The organism is Arthrobacter bambusae (assembly GCF_022606295.1).
In the GTDB taxonomy this organism is placed as follows: Bacteria; Actinomycetota; Actinomycetes; order Actinomycetales; family Micrococcaceae; genus Arthrobacter; species Arthrobacter bambusae_A.
In genome coordinates this window covers 108,458-127,720 of sequence record NZ_JAHHZS010000013.1, presented here as the reverse complement: position 1 = coordinate 127,720, position 19,263 = coordinate 108,458, and the positions used below count along the sequence as shown (strand labels likewise).

Below are 19,263 nucleotides of genomic sequence, written 5' to 3'. Positions count from 1 at the left end.
TTATTCCCATCGCCGATGTCAACCAACGGCGGGCGACGCTGATTCTTGGTGAGCCTGGTGCAGGAAAATCGACTGCTTTAATGCAACTGGAAGAGGCGCTCGGGAGTTCGTTCCCAAAATTGATGATTAGGCGCCTAGATCTTCGTGAATGCTATTCGGAGAGCAGCCTGGAACGGGCCTTCGACGAGCTCGATTCGGTGGAGGACGGACAATCGGATCGGTTGCTTCTTCTCGACAGCATCGACGAGACACCCGGAATGATCTCAGAATTCGTCCGGTTTCTAAGGCGTCGACTCTTGATATTGAAAGCAGCTCGCTGGAGGGTTGTCGCGATGTGCAGGACTGCCGAGTCCGTTAGCGCCTTGGACGAGCTCTTCGAAGAACTTGAGAAGGGAGCGGTACACGTTCTGCTCCCGCTGCGCAGGTCCGACGTCATTGCGATCGCAGAGGCCGAGGACTTTGAACCTGGGGCGTTCTTGGAAGAGGTTCGCCAATGCTCCCTGGATTCGTTGGCGGCTGTTCCGTTCACGCTGAACCTGCTCTTGGAAATATATGCTGCCGATCGGCGGTTTTCAGCTTCGCGGGGTGAGGCTTATGACCGCGCGATTTCGCTGATTCTGGCCCGCAGCGACAGCACACAGTACCAACCCATTCCTCGGTTGAGGCTGCCTCCCCAAAAGGAACGGGTCGGCGCCGAGCGGTTGGCTGCATTTACAGCGCTGACCAGCTCGCCTGGGATAGGGGTCTTTCGGCCTGGACAAGCGTTGTCAGGGATGCAGACAGAGTACCTGGTGGGACAAGAATCGACGTCTGGGTCTCCGATTGAGCTCAGCCATTCGGATTTTCAGGCGTTGCTGACGACGCCGCTATTCGCCGACAGTGGCGTCAATGAACGGCAGTTTGCTCACCGGAGTCTTCGCGACTATCTGGTGGCCTGTTGCCTGATTCGTTGGAATCTTGAGGAGACGCAGCTCAGCAGCTTTCTGACAACGTCCAATGGCCTTTCGTCGATCCCTCCGCAGATGCTTGACATCGCAACTTGGCTGGTTGCTCTGGCCCCTGCGGATTTCAGCTGGCTTGTTTCCGCGGATCCGTTAAATTTGACCAAGAATCGCCTTGCGTTGGATCGTCCCGAGCTCGCCCGTGCTTTGGTGTCCCTCCTGTTCGCGCGAGCCACAGAGATTTACCGGGTTACGGCCTGGCACGATAAATTCGAAGGGCTGGGCCATTCGGAGCTGGCGTCGCAATTACGTGAACAGCTCAGAACCAACGAGGCGAATACTGTCTTAGCCCTCCGCATTCTGAAGGACTCTTATGTCGACGGACTCGAGGAAGACCTTCGGGACCTAGCCAACGACGTGACGATCGGGGTTCGAGCCAGGAAGCTCGCCATCGAGATAATGCGCGACCGGGGCCTTGGGGCTCAACTTTCTGGTCTGTCCCCTCAGGAGGATGATTGGTTCGATCAAGACGTCAACGCTGAGCTGAGGGGGACCCTTCTCGATGCCCTATGGCCGCTGCACATCGACACGCCGGGCGTGCTAAACCTTTTTGTCCGTCCGCGGGCGACTTTCTACGGCGCATACCAGAGTTTTCTCCTCACGTTTCAACGGCGCATCTCTGCCGCGGATGCGGCCAACATCATTCATTGGACGGTTGCCGGACTCACAAGCGCAGCCGGCGAGTTTCCCACGCCCAGTGATGCTGCAGGCGACTCCTTTCGCAGTACAATCACAAAAGCCTGCGAGGTCTGGATGTCGTCATCGGAAACTGATGACGACACGTTCCGGGAGCTCGTCCTAGTTCTGAGCGAAATCGCGGAACCCGGCGGAATCAAGCTGACATTTGGCCGCAGTGAACTGAACCCCGACAAGTGGCGTCGACTAATCGTCGAGTTCGTTAGTTACCATTCGAAGCATCCGCTCGCGTGGTACGAGCTCATGACAATGACAGACTCAGTAGGCCAACGCTTGTTTTCCAATGAAGACTTACCGTGGTTAGCGGACCAGGCGCTGGGCGCTCAAACGCCCGAGTCTGAAGTCTGGGCGGACCTGATCAACGTGCTGCTCGGGATCGATGACCCGGACCAGATTCAGCTCATGTGGAAGTATCGCTCCACACGTCTCTGGGCAACGATCGGGCATCATTTCGATGGCATGGAGATTGAGTCTGAAGGAGCTCGGGGTCTGCGCAAATCGTGGGAAACCTCTCGAGAGACCAATGTTGAACCGAAGAACCAGGGAATGACGCCGGCCCAGTACACTGCAGCAATTGATGGCCTGATCTTGGCCGCCCGATGTAGCCCCACAGAATTCTGGAGACTCGCGAGATGGCTCGACGTCGACGTGGAGGCTGGGTATTACAGAAATTCGTCATCGCCGGACATCCTGCACTTGGGCTGTATCAAGTTGCTCGACCAAGGCACAGTTGAAGAGGTCCTTCATCTAGCTTTGGAATACTTACTTCATGCGGATGAAGTCCCCATGAGTTCGCAACCCAACGTTGTGGACCACAGGCTCATCGCTGCATATCAAGCGCTCTACACCCTAGAGAAGTATCGCCCTGGGACCCTCACCGAGGCTGTTGACATTCCCTGGGTCTCACTCTCGCGAGCTGTATTGGAATTTCCCGCTCCCTATGTTCAGGACGAAGACGAAGACGCCAGCGAAGTTCGCAGGCGTTTGCTCCGCCGAATCCGTAGCGCCGATGCCGACGGACTCGACCGGGCAGTCATCGGATTTCTTGACCGGCTATCCGATGACAGACCGCTGACCTCTTCGATCGCAGACCTGGTGGTCGTCAGCAGTACCGCTGTGGCTGCGCATCTACCCATCGCACTGGCTGCAGATAATCACCAGTATTTCGGTGCCTTGCTGGATCTGTACTTCGACACCGACTCGGAAGGCGCAAGAAAATGGACCCTCGCGACGTACCTTTCGTCAAGCGATCCGTTTAGGATCGCGACCCTACTCGCCGCACTATTGGTCCGCGCACCCGATTCTGGGTTCCGTGCTCTGATGGAGCTCGTTGACAGCCGCGGGGCCCTCGCACTTGAGGCGATACCGAAACTGGTAACCCTGGAACCTCGCGGAAGTGCTAGGGGTGCCGCCGTAGATGACTGTCTACGCATTGGGCTCTTCGAAAGGCTCTGCATTCTCTTCCCGCCTGCTAATGATCCTCGTGTGGACGGAGTGCATCTCGTGAGCCCCCGCGAAGACTTGGGGAGGTGGCGCGACGGTCTGCTTTCAAGCGTCATCCGCGGAGGAACCAGACAAGGGCTTGAAGCTATAACGGCGCTTGCCAAGCGAAGCCCCGATCTTGGCCTGGAATGGGCCGTAGCCGCGGCACAAGAGAGCTACCGAATCAACGGCTGGCAACCCATCACAATCCAGGAACTCCGGACGGTGCTCGAGCGCCGAGGCGCGCGCCTGGTCCGGAGTAACGACACGCTACTCCAAGCCGTAATAGAGGAACTCGGCTGCATCCAGGAGTGGCTGCGAGGGGAGACACCACAGGCATTCAGCCTCTGGGACATCGCACCGCCCGACTACTTTGTACCCAAGGACGAAAATACCATTTCAGACTGGTACTGCCACGCGCTCCGCATCCGGCTGGCCGACTCAGGACTCATCGTCAACCGCGAAGTCGAAGTCAGGAACCGAATCGGACCCGGCGTCGGGTCCCGCCAAGACATTCGAATCGAGATCCGTGACCCGCAGACAGGTGAACAGTATGTGACCGTGGTGGAGGTGAAAGGAATCTGGCATGAGCACGTCCGAACGAGCCTCAAATCACAGCTCGCTGACGACTACCTTGTCGGTGGCGGCCTGACTCACGGCATCTATCTCGTAGTCTCCTTTTCACCCCAGTATGTCTCCAATGCGAGCAAGAGGCGGACTTCGAAAAGAAACATGGAGGGGTTGGAGGTGCTGCTGCGGACGCAGGCGAACGCCCTCGCACCCGCTCTAACCGTGGTACCAGTGCTACATGATGGAGATCCGCCCTGGCCTCCAGGTCAACGAACTTTTAGCTGAATCGCGTATCCGTGACCGCGGGTCACGGACAGGAGCAACAGTACAAAATGGAAATGTCCGCTTTCCGCTGCGCGGCGTCCAAGATTCCGCCGTGCGTCCTCCCGTTGGCGCTGAAGCCCCGTGCCAAGGTGCGCCCTTATTCTGCGCGTGCCGGTCCGGGTAGTGACTCCGGCGTCCAAGTTCAAGATACGACAGCGATCGCACCGTTCGTCTTCATACAGTCCAATGGCGAGAGCCGTACGGCGACTACTGTTCGTCAGTTCCTCACCGGCCTTCAGGCCGGAGACACTGATGCCTTGGAAGGGCACATTGAAAGGCACGACTTCTCCAATTGGATCGGCCCCAATTTGAAGAATCCGAAGCTGGCCCAATCCGAGCAGGACGTCGAGCAATCTGCAGACGCCTCGGAGTGGAAGCGCGATCCGATCACTGCCCTGATCGTGACCGCCTACGGCCTGTGGAGCACGCAACCGCTCGCCCCCAACCCTGTAATTGCATCCCTATGAAGTCTTCCTGTACGGAACAGTCACAATGCCAGGGAATCTTTTATGATCGGACAAATGGAGAGCACCTCTGGAAATTTTGGACCGCACGACGCTGATGAAGCGCCCGTTGGCCGATGGCTCGACACAGAGCTCGCCGGGGCCTTGGATGCTCTCCCTCATGCTCCTATCTATTGGGTAAACGATTCTCCAGTCAGATTGGCGAGATTCGGCTACACGGCAGCAGGAGCCCATAGAGGTCGCCGACACGAAGACTCTTTGACCCGGCCTTCGGGCGAAGGCGAGGAGTCAACCACGACCTTCGAATCACGCACGCCTGCTCCGCAGCTTCGCTCCGCTCCCCGCATTGTCCTTCCGTTCGCAACTAAAGCAGATCAGGCCGAGATGGACGTGGTACCGAACGGTACGTTGGAGAGTGCATGCATTCCGTTCAATGGCAACCCTGACCGGTATGCTTCCAGAGCTTCGGCGGTAGCCATCGACGCGGGCCTTTCTCCGCTCCCATGGTTTTGGGTTGAGACGACTTGCTCATATGAATTCTGCCTTCAGCCTGACCACTTCATACTTCGACGACCGCATTCACTTGCCTACCCGGCCTCAACATGTATTTATTGCGGAGAATCTGCCGACACCCGGGATCATCTATTGCCCCGCGCCGCCAGTGGGGATGCCTTGCGTAAGCATGTGCTCACCGTCCCCGCCTGCAGGCAATGCAACAGCATGATCGGTGACGCATTTGCTTGGTCGATCACCGAACGTCGGGCCATCGCTCATTCCTCCCTGCGCCGGCGGTACGGCCGCACGCTTCGCAACGCCGTTGATTTCAACGCCGACGAACTCGCTGAGTTTGGCAGTCACCTCAGGTCCTCCATCCTTCAGGCTAAGGCAGCACGTGAGCGTTTGATCCATCGTCTTGAGTTTCCATTTGACCCATCATTTGATCTGACCTACCTGCAAGCTTCCGGCATAGAAGATCCATATGCCTTCGGTCTCCTCATTAGCGATCTTCAGTTAAAGGACAAGGGGCACTGATGACAACTACCCGTGACAAGAGGAGCCTCGACGAGTCGCGTGAATATCTCGCGGCGACGGACGCCGTCTGGCATGATCAGGAGCTTTTCCTAGCAGTCCAGTTGAAGCTGCTCCGGAAGCAACAACAAAGCGCGGCGGTCGGGCTCGCACTTTGTAAACTAGTCGCGCTCTTCGAAACAGCTGTGTATCTGAACTTCACAAGGGATGGGCAAGGTCCACTTCGGCTCACGTCTGTGACGGACGCCACCGGGCATATTTTGCACAGTGACAGGCAACCTAGGGTCTACGAAATCGAATCCTTGGTGCAGATGATGAATTCCGCGCCCACCCCTAGATGGGACAAAGGACAATCGTCCGTGACGATGGATATCCAAGCTTTAATTCATGACACCGCCGACAGGCTAGCCTCCGAACCAGCAGACCCCAACCGCGACCCACATACGCAGGCCCAGCGGAAGGTTCTGGTGGAAGCGGCTATTGAAGGTTTCGACACCTATAGCGAGCGCCTTGCGGGTGGCTGGAAGGAACATGATTCCGAGCTCATATCCATCAAGAAGCAGCAAGACCTGCTAGCGTCCATCCTCGGATACGACCGAGCATTCTGACGCGAAAACACGCGTTGCCGCGAACATGAAGTCCTGGCGCTGGCGAGCATCCTTTGCGCCGACGTCCGTGCACATTGGATCAGGCAAGGGCGATCACCGTCCTTGCCGGTGCCCAGCAGGATGCAGTCGGGCACGTCAGCAGACTGCCAACCAGCACCGCTCCGTGCGGCGCCAGTCCTACCCGGCGCGCTTCAAGCCTGCACGGTTTGGCAGAATGGGCTTGCCCGTCCTGAAATCAGCGAACTTCTACGCACCGCACCGACCCCGGGCGCCGCGGCACGACTCTGCACCGTGCGGATCGAAGCAGTCCGGCCCGCGTGGCCCGCTCCCGCGGCAGCCACCACATCAGGTGGAAGTCATGTAGAACGGCACCCGCCCCACCATGAAGAAGCAAGACCGCAAGCCACTCCCCCGATCAGGAAAGCGAGGCAGAGGACCACAAAAAGCCCCGAAGGTGCCCGCAAATAACCGATTTGTGCACAGTCAGAGGGCCAAAGGCCCCCTGACGTGTGGAAACACGTGCCCAAGGTCGGACTCGAACCGCATTCCGGGCCTTGAAAACGGTAATCCCGAAAACATAAGCAGTACGGGCGATGTGCGGCCCAGTCCGGGGCCAAATGTGGTGACACGGTCGACACCCCAGATCCGAATCCGCGAGCTTCCCCATCGACCGCTCAACTTATGATTTACAACCTCCGGGGGTAGAGCTTCGAACTTACGACCCCCATTCCGCGGCGATCGCGACCAGACGCCTCGTCGGCAGGTGGGACACCACGGTTTGGGCCTTCCTGGCAACGTCTAACACCCGCCACTTACCGTGTCACGAAATTCTCCTTCGGGTGTCATGACACCGCGTAGACTTGGCCGTGAAGGTCAAACCCTCTGAAAGGAACGCGCCATGTCGGCAGGGACACCACGGCACACAATCCGCATCAGCGACGAACTGTGGAACGAAGCGCACCGCAAAGCCCTGCGCGAAGGCACATCCGTGTCCGAACTCATCCGCACCCGGCTCCACGAATACGTCGCAGCCCCGGACAAGCACCGCCACACCATCGCCGACTCCCTCGTATACCTCGTCCCGGACGAATTGGACGACCTGCACGGGCCCGCCGCCGGAACCGTGGAACTCCCCCTGCACCTGGACTGGGGGCCGGAAAGAACATACAACCTGGACGACGCCGGCAGCTGCTCCGTGCTGTACCAACTCACCCTGCAAAACTCCGGATCCATCGAAGAAATCTGCCGCATCGTCAACGCAGGACGGCTGACCGCCCTGTGGTCCACCATGATCCTTCCGGCACGGTGCCGGCAGCTCTGGGAAACCAGCTTCCCCCAGCTCCCCACCCCCCGCGAAGCGAAGGAACACCCGTCATGGACGACACTCAGCGCGTAGCAGCCAAGATCGCACTTGCCGTCCTGCAGCTGATGGCTTCATCCCCGCCGGCGGCCAGGCCCTCATCGAACACGGCATCACCGAACGCCGCTCGGACGACATCGACCTCTTCCCCCTCCACCGACGCCACACCCCGGCAACCTTCGCCGCATCAGTACAGAAAATAGCAACCGCCCTCGAAGCCGCCGGATACACGATCGAGATCACGCGGCAATACGAGGAATTCGCCAGCGCCACCGTAGGACAGGGCGAGGAAGCCGTCGCCATCGACCTCGGACTGGACTGGTGGGAGAACTCCCCCGCCATCATCGACATCGGCCCCATCCTCTCCCTCAAAGACTCCGTCGCATCCAAACTGCTCGCCGTCTACTCACGCGGATACGCCCGCGACTACCTCGACGCATACTCCATCATCACCAGCCACCGATTCACCAGCAGCAGCTGATCACCCTCTGCCAGCGCCGGGACCCGACCCTGGACCTGCCAATGTTCGCGGCCGCCATCTCCAGGCACCGGACACTCCCAACCACCGAATTCACCAAATACGGCCTCCACCCCGGCGAACTCCCGGCCCTCAGCACCACCCTCCTGGACTTCGCCAAGACAATCCAAAAAACCAGCCACAACCCCGGCGCAACCCACGTAGACGCAGCCAACCCCACCGGGCCGCCAAACCCCAAACCCGGCCTGGAACTGCTCTAGCCGACTCGGATCAGCTCACGCCCGGTTCCCGGTAAACTCCGCCGGCCGTTGTCCTCGTAACCATGACTGAAGTCCGGGTACGTTCAACACTCTGGATCTGACGGCAGCGCCCTTAAGTTAATCCATCGAGGGTAGTAGTGAGCGCGTTACGGGCGTCCAGTGATTCGGCTGCGGCGAAAAGGTGGAGACTCCCGCGCCCCGTAAGGCGACCCTGACCGCGGAGCTGCTGTAGCTCCCCGAGCCTGTGCCGGAGCTCTTGGTAGTCGCGCATTGACCGGCGCAAAGTTTCCACGGTGATATCCTCGCCTGTCCATCGCTGCACAGCCGTTGCGAACCGGGCAACGGGTTCAGAAAGATCTCACCTTGCCGGGAGGCCGTAGATAGGTAAGGGTCACAGCACGTTTACAAACCGCGACGGTCTGCGAAACGCGCCATCCCTAACGTGGAAGAACAACGTCCCCACCAAGGAGGCACTCCGTGACAGTTGACCGAAGCACCGAAATCCTCACCAACGAGCAGGCGCCCACCGCCCTCGTCCCCGAGCTCGAACACCGCCCTGGCCGCTGGATTGCCAACTGGGATGCAGAGAACAAGGAGCAGTGGGAAGCTGCCGGCCGTTCCATCGCCAAGCGCAACCTGTACTGGTCCATCTTCGCCGAGTTCCTCGGCTTCGTCGTCTGGCAGCTCTGGTCGATCGTCGTCGTCCAGCTCCCGGCCGCAGGCTTCAAGTTCGACACCAACCAGATCTTCTGGCTCATCTCGATCCCGAGCCTGGTCGGTGCCACACTGCGCATCCCCTATACGTTCATGGTCCCGAAGTTCGGCGGCCGCAACTGGACCCTCGTCTCGGCCCTCCTGCTGCTGATCCCGACGGCGGGCCTCGCTCTTTGCGTCTCAACCCCCGGCACGCCGTTCGGCGTCATGCTGCTGGTAGCAGGCCTTGCAGGCTTCGGTGGAGGCAACTTCGCCAGCTCGATGGCAAACATCACCTTCTTCTACCCTGCCCGTGAAAAGGGCTGGGCGCTGGGCCTGAACGCCGCGGGCGGCAACCTCGGTGCCGCCGTCGCGCAGCTCGTCGTCCCGATCGCCGTCACCCTGTTGGCCGCCGGCACCGTCAACCTGCCCATGGCCGGCCTCATCTGGATTCCCCTCATCCTTGTCGCCGCGTTCGGCGCGTGGAAGTACATGAACAACCTCACGAGCGCCAAGGGTGACGTCGCAGGCTCGATCGCCGCGCTCAAGGAACCGCACCTGTGGATCATGGCCTTCCTGTACATCGGCACCTTCGGCTCGTTCATCGGCTTCTCCGGAGTCTTCCCGAAGCTCATCAAGGACTACTTCCCGGCCTTCTCCTCCATGCACCTCGGCGCGGTTGCCCTCTCGCTCGCCTTCCTTGGCCCGCTGGTCGGATCCCTTGCCCGGCCTTACGGTGGACGCATGGCGGACCGTATGGGCGGAGCCCGGATGACCGTCACGGCGTTCGCGGCGATGGCCATCATCACCTTGACCATGATCTGGACCCTTCCGCTCAAGAACTTCTGGCTCTTCCTGGTCCTGTTCCTCTTCCTCTTCACGGCAAGCGGCTTTGGAAACGGCGCCACCTACCGCATGATTCCGGTCATCTTCGCCACGTCCAGCCGGGCCGCACGCTCCGGGGCCAGCGCCGCCAGCACGGCACGCCTCGCGTCTTCCTCCCTCGGCCTGATCTCGGCGATCGGAGCCTACGGCGGATTCGTCATCCCCCAGGTGCTCAACGCATCCAGCGCTTCGGGCTCCTACACCCCCGCGTTCTATGGCTTCGTCGGCGCGTACGCGCTGATGCTCATCGTCTGCTGGGCCTGCTACCTCCGGAAGGCCAACCGCAACGCGATGGGACACATCTAATATGCCCCATGGCGCCAACACCCACTGCCCGTATTGTGCGCTGCAGTGCGCCATGACCCTGCCCCCGGCAGCGCCCTCGGCGCAGCCGGGGTTGGGGGTTGCACAGCCGGGGTCAGACCCCGCTCCCGCAGCAAAGGCACTTCCCCCGCTGGAAGTAGCCGGCCGGGACTTCCCCACCAACCGGGGCGGGCTGTGCCGCAAGGGCTGGACATCGCCGTCGTTGTTGAACCACACCGGACGCGTCACCGAACCCATGCTCAAAGGGTCCGACGGCGTCCACCGGCCGGTCACATGGGACCAAGACCAGTCTCCTGTACTACGTGGTAATCGATGATGTCCGTTCTACGGCTGAACTCCCCGAGGCCGGCACGCGCGGCGCCACCACCCTGCTGGTCCGTCAAACCGGGCGGCAGGTTTCGGCTGCAGAACCACCGCTGGCCGGTTCCTTGGGCGGAACCGGCCAGCATGGGCGTCGGGAGCTGAAGCAGCCTAGACGGATACTTCGAGGTATCCGTCCACGAGGCGAGTGGGGTAGGTCGCGAGCCGCAGTTCGGCGTTGGTGAAGCATTCGCCGGTTTCAAGGTCGTAGACCTCTTTGTGCAGCGGCGAGGCGATGGTGGGACGGCTGCCCCGGGAACCGACTATTCCCCGGGCCATGACGTTGGAGAGCGTTGCCGGGTCCTGCTGGGATACCGCCAGGACCTCATCCGGCGTGGTGCGGAAAAGTGCTATTTGCTTGCCTCCGACCAGGGCAGCTTCGCCCCAAGCGGGTTCCAGCTCGTCGATTGCGCAGACGCGGTGCCAGCCGGACGCGGTCGGTGCGCTCCGCTGTTGATGTTTTTCCCGATCCAGAATTACGGTCATTTCAGCCCCTATCGCTTAGCCTGCCGGTCGGGCGGATCCAATTCCGCCGTCGGGCACGGGCCGTTTGCGGCCACAACTTCACGGTAGGCCTGCGATGTTTCGCCGGAATGCAATCAATGTGTCCTGTTCGTAAAGGAGACCTCACACCGCCGCAATCCTCACTGTGATGCCGAAGTTAAGCCCCCGAAACAAAGGGGAAACTGACGCGAAACTGCGTGTCTTTAGTCTGAAGTGACAAGTCGCGGATGACGGTTCTGCGGCACATGCGAAAGGCCGCCAGTGACCGGACATACTTCCCCTTCAGAGAACCCGCGCCGCATTGTTGTCGCGGGCGGAGGCCCTGCGGCCCACCGCTTTGCCGATGCCATGCATACCCGCGGCCTCGAGGGCTGGCACGTCACGGTCCTGACCGAGGAAGCGCATCTTCCCTATGACCGGGTCACGCTGAGCAAGGCGCTCATCGAGGTCGACTACGACCTCACCCTCGGGCACGCGTCGATGTGGGACCACGATGCGCTGGACCTGCGCACCGGCGAGCGGGTGGTCAGGATCAACCCCGATGCCAAGTCCGTGGAAACCGCAGCCGGCAACAGCTACGAATACGACGCCCTCGTGGTCGCGACGGGTTCGAATGCCGCCCGCCTGCCCATCCCCGGCGCCGAGCTCACACATGTCTACCGCACGCTCGAAGACGTCTGGGCCATCAACGAAGCAATCACGCAGCTTACGGATAAGCTCGGCCGCAAGGTCAACGCTGTCACCATCGGCGGCGGCCTCCTCGGCCTCGAATCGGCCGCAGGCACGGAGCGGTTAGGCGCCACCCCGATCGTCATCGACGGCGCGTCCTGGCTGATGGCCACCCAGCTCGACGAAGGCGCCGGCCAGGCGCTGGGCCGCCTCATCAAAGACAAAGGCTTCGAAATCCACGGCGGCGTGTTCCCGTCTGAAGTATTGTCCGACGACGACGGCCAGGTCACCGGCGTCCTCATGGCCGACGGCCGCATCATCGACGCTGATATCGTGATCGTCGCGATCGGGGTCAGGCCGCGCGATGAGCTCTTCCGAGCAGCGGAAGGAGAGGAACAGGTCTTCACGCTTGGCCCGCGCGGCGGTGTTGTCATTTCCGATGGTTGCGAAACCGAGATCCCCGGAATCTTCGCCATCGGTGAGGTCGCGAACTTCGAGGGCATGTGCCTGGGACTCGTGGCGCCGGCGAACACCATGGCCGAGATCGTGGCCGACCGGCTGCACGGCGGTCAGGCGACCTTCCCCGGTTTCGACACCGCCACCAAGCTCAAGCTCTCCGGCGTGGACGTCGCCAGCTTCGGCGACGCGTTCGCCAAGACCGAGCACTCCCTGGAAATCGTCTACGCCGACCCCGCCCGGGGCGTCTACCAGAAAATCGTCACCACCGACGACGCCAAGACCCTGCTCGGCGGGATCTTCGTCGGCGACGCCACCCCCTACATGAGCCTGCGCCCCCTGCTCGGCCGCGAACTGCCCGCCGAGCCCGGCGCCTACCTCACCGCAGCCGGAGGCGGGGACGCCCCGGACACCGAACTGCCCGACGACGCGGTCCTGTGTTCCTGCAACAACGTCCCCGCCGGGAACATCCGCGACGCGATCAACGGCTGCGGCTCCTGCGAAGGCAACGCCCCCGTCCGGGAACTGGGCGAACTGAAGACCTGCTCCCGGGCCGGCACCCAGTGCGGCTCCTGCGTGCCGATGCTCAAGAAACTCCTCGAAGGGGAACTGAAGAAGTCCGGCATCGAGGTCTCCAAAGCGTTGTGCGAGCACTTCAGCCTCTCCCGCCAGGAACTCTTCGACGCCATCCGGGTCCTGGAACTGGACTCCTTCGAAGACATCCTGGCCAAATACGGCACCGGCGCCGGCTGCGATATCTGCAAACCCACCATCGCCTCCATCCTCGCGTCGCAGCATTCCGCGTACGTGCTCGACGCCGGGCGAGGCACCCTGCAGGACACCAACGACCGCGCCCTGGCCAACATGCAAAAGGACGGGACCTACTCCGTGGTCCCCCGCATCCCGGGTGGGGAGATTACGCCCGACAAACTCGTCGTCATCGGCACTATCGCGAAGAAGTACGGTCTCTACACGAAAATCACCGGCGGGCAGCGGATCGACATGTTCGGCGCGCGCCTCGAACAGCTCCCACTCATCTGGGGCGAGCTCATTGACGCAGGCATGGAGTCCGGCCAGGCCTACGGCAAGAGCCTGCGCACCGTGAAATCCTGCGTGGGCTCGACCTGGTGCCGCTTCGGCGTCCTCGACTCCGTGGCCATGGCGATCAACCTGGAGCTGCGCTACCGCGGCCTGCGCAGCCCGCACAAACTCAAAATGGGCGTCTCCGGCTGCGCCCGCGAATGCGCCGAAGCCCGCGGCAAAGACGTCGGCGTGATCGCGACTGCGGAAGGGTGGAACCTCTACGTCGGCGGCAACGGCGGCGCGAACCCCGCCCATGCCCAGCTCCTCGTCGGCGGCTTGGACGACGAGACCCTGGTGAAGTACATCGACCGCTACTTCATGTACTACATCCGCACGGCGGACCGCCTCCAGCGCACGGCTCACTGGCAGACGGAGCTCGACGGCGGCCTCGGGCACGTGCGCCAGGTGGTCGTCGAGGACTCCCTCGGCATCGCCGACGAGCTCGAGGCCGCCATGGCCAAGCACGTCGGGTCCTACGAGGACGAGTGGGCCGCGACCCTCAAAGACCCCGAACGGCTCCGCCGCTTCCGCTCCTTCGTCAACGCCCCCGAACAGGAAGACGAGGCCATCGTCTTCGTCCCGGAACGCGGCCAGATCCGCCCCGCCACCAACGAAGAAAAGAGCGCCGTCCTGATCGCCAGCACGATCCCCGTCCGCGGCCAGGACTAAGGAGCAAGAAGCCATTCCTGCAGAGCCGGGTCGAGATTAAAGTCACGATTCTGCAAGAGCAAAGGAACAGGGGGCGGACGACCGCGGAAATTCGAGGACCAGGCAGCGGAGGCCGCATTCGCCGTTGTCCTGTTGACTCCTGATGATCAGGGCGGACCCGCCGGCGTGATGAAACCTCAAGCCCGGCAGAACGTCGTGCTTGAGCTGGGGTACTTCTTCGGCAGGCTCGGCAGAGACAGAGTGGCCGCAATTTAGCGAGATCCCCTTCGAACAGCAGGAGCTGCCACCCTGTCAAAGTCATGCAGCCCGGCCCCTACCCCACCATGAAGAATCAAGACAAGCAGACCACCCCCCAACCAAGAAAGCGAGGCAGAGGACCAACAAAAATGCCCCCGAAGGGGCACACAAAAAGCTGATTTGTGCACAGTCAGAGGGCCAAAGGCCCCCTGAGCTGCGGAAACACGTGCCCAAGGTGGGACTCGAACCGCATTCCAGCCCTTGCAAACAACGGGAACTCCAGAAAACATGCCGAGTAAGGCCCAGTCCGGCACCGGTACGACCGAATCCGACGGCAAGAGTGTGCACATTGTGCACACCCTCTTTTGACGGATTTGGGAGCATCGTCCCCCGGGGTGAGACACGCCGATACAAGGTCTGCCGTGGATTCGGGCGATCGCTGGCCAGCCTCGCAGAGCCTTCGGAATCTGGCTGGGACAGTCGCACTCCCACCAGTTGTCGCCGCAGATGCTGCATTCATTGGAGCCGCATCAGGGCATGGCTCAATGTGGTGATAACGCGTCGCCCGCCCAGACGAGGAGATCGCAATTTCCTGGCCCGCCTCGATCGAGGCGCTGCACCCGGTACAACACACGGTTGGTTCACGTTGAGTAGCCTGGCGGAGCATCGGCCACGATTCGATTCGACATGTTCGCAGATCCGGATAGCCAAGGGTCCTAACCACGTGAGGATGCCGCATTGATCTCGGCCGCCACCTCGGAGGTGGTGCTCTCGCCGTCTACTCCGGGCATCGCGATAACGGCGACAACCGTGAGTATGGCACTGACCAGTACGGCCAGAAACACGGCGGAGGACGCCGACACGATTGTCTGCGGATCGGAATTGCCGCCTGGGACGCTGGCGTAGATCGCGTTGGCTACTGCCCCGAAAACGGCGACGCCGATAGAGCTGCCAATCGAACGGGCAAAGAGATTGGTTCCGGTGACTACGCCGCGCTCGTTCCACTCGACACTTGACTGCGCCGCGATGAGGCTCGGGGTTGCTACCAGCCCCAGCCCTAGTCCGACGATGAAGCAACACGCCGCCACAACCAAAATGTTGGGGGAAGAGGCAGTAAGCGTAAGAACCGATGCACCGATGACCGCGACCGCGACACCGATCAGTGCCGTCCTCCGATACCCAATCCGGAGATAGAACCGGCCCGCCTGGGACGCACTGATCGGCCAGCCGACAGTCAATGCCGCCAGGGCGAGCCCGGACAGAACGGGCGAGGTCGTGAGAGATCCCATGAGGAACGTGGGCACGTAGGAGGTAAGGCCGAACATGGTTGCCCCAATGCCGAAAGAGATGATCGACGTCGTCAGCAGCAGGCGCCGGGACACAACCCACAGCGGCAGTACGGGCTCTGCGGCCCTCCTCTCAACGAGAACGAAAACCGCGAACAGCAGCGTGCCTACTCCAAACACGGACATGCTGGTGGCGGAGTTCCAAGCCCATGCCAGGCCGCCCTCGAGAGCCCCAAGGATAAGCAGGCTGAGGGAAACTGTTAGCAGTCCCGCCCCCAAATAATCTACCCGGTGCTTGGCGCGCTCGATACTTTCGTGGAACGTTCGGATCAGCAGCCACCCAGCCAAGAGGCAAAGCGGGATGTTCACGAGGAATATCGCACGCCAGATGCTGAGTGAAGCGAACAAGCCACCTAGTGTTGGGCCAATGACCGAGGAAAGTGCCCACACACTGGCAAGGTAGCCTTGCACCTTAGCCCGTTCCGTCACCGTGTAGATATCGCCGACGATGGTCATAGCCATCGGCAGGACTGCTCCCGCGCCCAGGCCTTGGAGCACGCGGAACGCAATGAGGGCCGCCATGCTCCACGCCACGCCGCAAAGGATCGAACTGAGCAGAAAAAGAGCGATACCGCTAAGGATGATCGGCTTACGGCCAACGACGTCCGAGAGTTTCGCGTAGACGGGCACGGAGACAGCCTGCGCCAACAGATAGGCCGAGAAAAGCCATGGAAAGGATGTGAAGCCGCCAACGTCTTGCACGATCGAAGGTACAGCCGTCGCCACAATCGTCGAATCAATCGCCACCAAGCCTGACGAGACCATTAAGGCAATAAGGATGGGGCCCCGCCGGGACCGGAACCCGACACCGTCGGCGGTCGCTGTCGTCACTTTATCTCATTCCATCCGTCAATGATGTGCTCTTCGAACCGAGTATGGCGGGTTATGGCAGAACGGACGGCGCGGGTGATTTGATCTTGGTCAATCCCATAGCAGGTGCTGCTTTGATGGCATTGCGATGGATTTCTCACTAAGCCTCGTTCTCAATTAAGGCTAATCGCGTGCGGTACCGGCCGGACATAGGTATCCACGCCAAGAACGCCCGAATGCACGTCACATTGGGCTTGGACCAAACGCCTGACACTGGCTTTGCCCCCTCCTGGCGGGCAGAACCAGCGACAGTTGGCTGACGGTCAGTGCGTGAGGTCTCGTCCCTTGGTTTCCGCCAGGAAGAATACGCACGCTGCTGTGATGAGCCCGGCGATGACGAGGTAGATGGCGACTGACCACGAGGCCAGCGTTGCTGCATACAGGCCGGTTGCGATCAGGGGCGAGAATCCACCACCCAGGGTCTGTCCGAGCTGGTAGCCCATCGACGCACCGCTGTAGCGGAACTTGGTGGCAAAGAGCTCACTAATCAACGAGGCCAGGGGACCGTAAATCATGCCACTCAGGGTGAGGGAGACGGCCATTGCGACCACGATCAGTACGGGACTCTTGGTGTCGACCATGGCGAACATCGGAAATGCCCAGACCCCGTAAGCAATTCCACCAGTGAGAATGACAGGGCGTCGACCTACCCGGTCGGAGATCGCAGAGCTCACCCAGTCACTGATGCCATAGAAAACATAGCCAATCACCAGGGCAATCAGGCCCAGGCCCGCGCCAATCTTGAGGTCCACAGCGGTGTAGCTCAACAACCACCCCAGTACGACGTAATTGAGGGTGCCGAATCCGAAACTGATTCCCGCAGCTAGGAGAAGTTGCTTGGGATTGGTCTTAATCACTTCGAGGATGGGTTTGCGGGTGGTTTTTCCCTTTACCTCTGCGTCTTTGTATACTGGGGTCTCTTTGAGCCGAAGCCGAATGATGAGGCCAGTCACGACGAGGATAATCGATAGCAGGAACGGGATTCTCCAGCCCCACGCCTCGAAAGTTTCCGGTGGCAGGAGACTCACGGCGAAAAGTACGACTGTCGAAAGCACGCCGCCGAGCGCTGATGATGCCGGGATGAACCCTGTGTAGAAGCCCCGCTTTTCGCGGGGGGCCGTCTCGCTCACCATCAAAATGGCACCTCCGTATTCGCCACCAAACGAAAAGCCCTGCACGAAGCGCAGTATGACGAGGAAAATTGGCGCCCAGATCCCGATGGCAACGTATGTCGGAAGAAGCCCGATGGCGGTGGTCGAAATGCCTGCGATGAGCAGCATGGCGACCAGGACGCGTTTTCGACCGTGGAGGTCACCAATGTGGCCGGCTACCAGGCTGCCCAGCGGGCGCGCAATAAATCCAACGGCCTGGGTCGTGAACGCGGCAAGCAGGGCGACAGTCGGGTCGAAGCTTGGAAAAAACAGCTTTCCGAAGATTAGCGCGGCCGCCGATGCGTACAAAGCGAAATCGTATTGCTCCATGATGTTGCCTACAGCGCTGCCGGCGATGGTCCGGCGCAATAGCTTCCTCTGCTGCGGCCCAAACTCCGAGGGGTTTGCCGGGGATAAAACCGTGGTATCCGTGTGTTGCCCCAGCGTCGGTTCACCAGCCTTCACAGCCTGCGACTTCGTTGTCCGCATTGTTCTCCTGAGCGCGTTGTGCCAGCGCCAAAGGCGGCTGGGTGTTCATGTGATGACCGCCCGAACCTTCACATCGGGGTCGGTATGCCGACAGTACTAAGCGCCGGCGTTTGCGTCAAGAAAAACTTTCCCATGAAGTGAGACACTTTCAGGATATGAGTGTTAGGTTGGCGGCAAGTTCTTGGCGTTGTCGCTAGTGTTTACGTCAAGCAGACGACAGAGGAGCGCCATGCGTATCGGAGAATTGGCAGAGCGGTCGGGCGTGCCCGCACGGATGCTGAGGTATTACGAAGAGCAGGGGCTGGTCGTGCCACGCCGGCTCGACAACGGCTACCGCGTCTATGACGACTATCTGCTGGACCGCGTGCAGAAAGTCCGCGGCCTGATTGATGCTGGGATACCGACAAGGATTATCAGTGACATCCTGCCGTGCTTGGATCAACCGCAGGAGATTGTCGTCGCGGACCCCGATCCAAAACTTCGGGAGCTGCTGATTCATGAGCGGGAGCGGATGTCGCAGAAGATTGATCTCCTCATCCAGAACCGCGATGCGATCACCCGTTACATTGAAGCCCTGGACGACGCCGCCACCACTTCGCGCAAGGTCCTCGCAAGCTAGAAACCGCCGGCATGCAGCGTCGTCCTCGTCCCAGCGGGTGTGTTCGTGACAAAGATTGCCGTTGCGCAGCTCTCCTTACGGCATCCAGAGCCGCAGGGGTGTTTGCGATTCGTACTCTTTTCCTTTCGGAAAGGACACGAGTTCGAATTGCATCCCCCAAGGCGCCAGGAAGTAGACCCAACGCTGGCCCTTGCTGGCTCCTGAGCTCAAGGTCGGTTCCCCGAGTACCTGGATCCCCTGGCCCTTCAGGTAGTCGACGGCCGCATCGAGATCGTCAACGTAGAAGGCGAGGTGATGACCGCCGATGTCACTGTTGCGGGGCTGTTCCCGCCGTTGATCCGGGGAGGAGTAGTTGAAGACCTCAAAATTCGCCCCGTTGAAGCAGCGGTAGAAGCGTATCTCCGCCAGTGTCGCCTCCGGGTGGACGTTAAGCTTCGTCCGCATCAACCCGGGGTCCTGTGGATACGGCCCCAGCGAGTAGACGTGCTGGCACCCTATGACGTTGACGAAGAATTCGTGAGCTTGCTCCATGTCGGGCACCGTGAATCCGATGTGGTCCGTGCCACGAATACCCGGTAGCCCGCGCCGTTCCTTGAGGGCATCATCTTGCTGTTCGACGTCCCGGTTCATGTACTT

Annotated in this window: 14 protein-coding genes and 2 pseudogenes; 12 read left to right on the top strand and 4 right to left on the bottom strand. The window is 60.8% G+C overall.

Features of this window, described 5'->3' with window-relative positions:
• The first annotated feature begins 80 nt into the window (after positions 1–80).
• From KNN17_RS11310 to KNN17_RS11275, 9 genes and pseudogenes are all read left to right on the top strand, one after another.
• Positions 81–4,034 carry an NACHT domain-containing protein gene (locus KNN17_RS11310; RefSeq protein ID WP_241709140.1) on the top strand — a complete coding sequence of 1,318 codons (3,954 nt, stop codon included), beginning with the start codon at positions 81–83 and terminating at the stop codon, positions 4,032–4,034.
• 53 nt (positions 4,035–4,087) lie between these two features.
• Positions 4,088–4,540, top strand: a complete 453-nt coding sequence (locus KNN17_RS11305; protein WP_241709139.1) for a hypothetical protein — start codon at positions 4,088–4,090, stop codon at positions 4,538–4,540.
• Between the two features lie 717 nt (positions 4,541–5,257).
• Positions 5,258–5,569, top strand: a complete 312-nt coding sequence (locus KNN17_RS11300; protein ID WP_241709137.1) for a hypothetical protein — start codon at positions 5,258–5,260, stop codon at positions 5,567–5,569.
• On the top strand, positions 5,569–6,174 hold the full coding sequence (locus KNN17_RS11295) for a hypothetical protein (protein ID WP_241709135.1): 606 nt from the start codon (positions 5,569–5,571) through the stop codon (positions 6,172–6,174). Before KNN17_RS11300 ends, KNN17_RS11295 begins: the two co-directional genes overlap by 1 nt.
• 898 nt (positions 6,175–7,072) lie before the next feature.
• Entirely contained in the window at positions 7,073–7,570 is a 498-nt protein-coding gene (locus tag KNN17_RS11290) for a hypothetical protein (RefSeq protein WP_241709134.1), read from the top strand.
• Positions 7,571–7,610: 40 nt separating this feature from the next.
• A complete protein-coding gene (locus KNN17_RS22665) occupies positions 7,611–8,015 on the top strand; it encodes a nucleotidyl transferase AbiEii/AbiGii toxin family protein (protein WP_372489661.1) in 405 nt (134 codons plus the stop codon).
• A 41-nt stretch (positions 8,016–8,056) separates the two neighbouring features.
• Positions 8,057–8,272 carry a hypothetical protein gene (locus KNN17_RS11285; protein WP_241709133.1) on the top strand — a complete coding sequence of 72 codons (216 nt, stop codon included), beginning with the start codon at positions 8,057–8,059 and terminating at the stop codon, positions 8,270–8,272.
• A gap of 477 nt (positions 8,273–8,749) precedes the next feature.
• The gene (locus KNN17_RS11280) at positions 8,750–10,156 is read left to right on the top strand and encodes an MFS transporter (RefSeq protein WP_372489660.1); all 1,407 of its coding nucleotides are present in this window, start codon (positions 8,750–8,752) and stop codon (positions 10,154–10,156) included.
• Position 10,157: 1 nt separating this feature from the next.
• Positions 10,158–10,457: pseudogene (locus KNN17_RS11275) on the top strand (nitrite reductase); the annotation flags it as partial.
• Between the two features lie 188 nt (positions 10,458–10,645).
• Here KNN17_RS11275 and nirD read toward each other — a convergent pair.
• Positions 10,646–11,020, bottom strand: coding sequence for a nitrite reductase small subunit NirD (gene nirD, locus KNN17_RS11270; RefSeq protein WP_241709131.1), 375 nt, complete (start codon positions 11,018–11,020; stop codon positions 10,646–10,648).
• 279 nt (positions 11,021–11,299) lie between these two features.
• Here nirD and nirB point away from each other — a divergent pair, with 279 nt between their 5' ends.
• Both nirB and KNN17_RS22660 read left to right on the top strand, forming a co-directional pair.
• Positions 11,300–13,915, top strand: a complete 2,616-nt coding sequence (nirB, locus tag KNN17_RS11265; protein ID WP_241709129.1) for a nitrite reductase large subunit NirB — start codon at positions 11,300–11,302, stop codon at positions 13,913–13,915.
• 96 nt (positions 13,916–14,011) lie between these two features.
• Positions 14,012–14,170, top strand: a pseudogene (locus KNN17_RS22660) (TIR domain-containing protein); the annotation flags it as partial.
• Between the two features lie 698 nt (positions 14,171–14,868).
• Here KNN17_RS22660 and KNN17_RS11260 read toward each other — a convergent pair.
• Together KNN17_RS11260 and KNN17_RS11255 are read right to left on the bottom strand one after the other, a co-directional pair.
• Complete coding sequence (locus KNN17_RS11260; RefSeq protein WP_241709128.1) at positions 14,869–16,329, bottom strand: MFS transporter; 1,461 nt, start codon at positions 16,327–16,329, stop codon at positions 14,869–14,871.
• A gap of 302 nt (positions 16,330–16,631) precedes the next feature.
• On the bottom strand, positions 16,632–18,008 hold the full coding sequence (locus tag KNN17_RS11255) for an MFS transporter (RefSeq protein WP_241709125.1): 1,377 nt from the start codon (positions 18,006–18,008) through the stop codon (positions 16,632–16,634).
• A 229-nt stretch (positions 18,009–18,237) separates the two neighbouring features.
• Between KNN17_RS11255 and KNN17_RS11250 the strand changes: the two genes are divergently transcribed.
• Complete coding sequence (locus tag KNN17_RS11250; protein WP_241709123.1) at positions 18,238–18,627, top strand: MerR family transcriptional regulator; 390 nt, start codon at positions 18,238–18,240, stop codon at positions 18,625–18,627.
• 75 nt (positions 18,628–18,702) lie between these two features.
• On the opposite strand, the gene KNN17_RS11245 is transcribed toward KNN17_RS11250, so the two are convergent.
• Positions 18,703–19,257: a VOC family protein gene (locus KNN17_RS11245; RefSeq protein ID WP_241709120.1), complete on the bottom strand. Its 555-nt coding sequence runs from the start codon at positions 19,255–19,257 to the stop codon at positions 18,703–18,705.
• Positions 19,258–19,263: the final 6 nt, after the last annotated feature.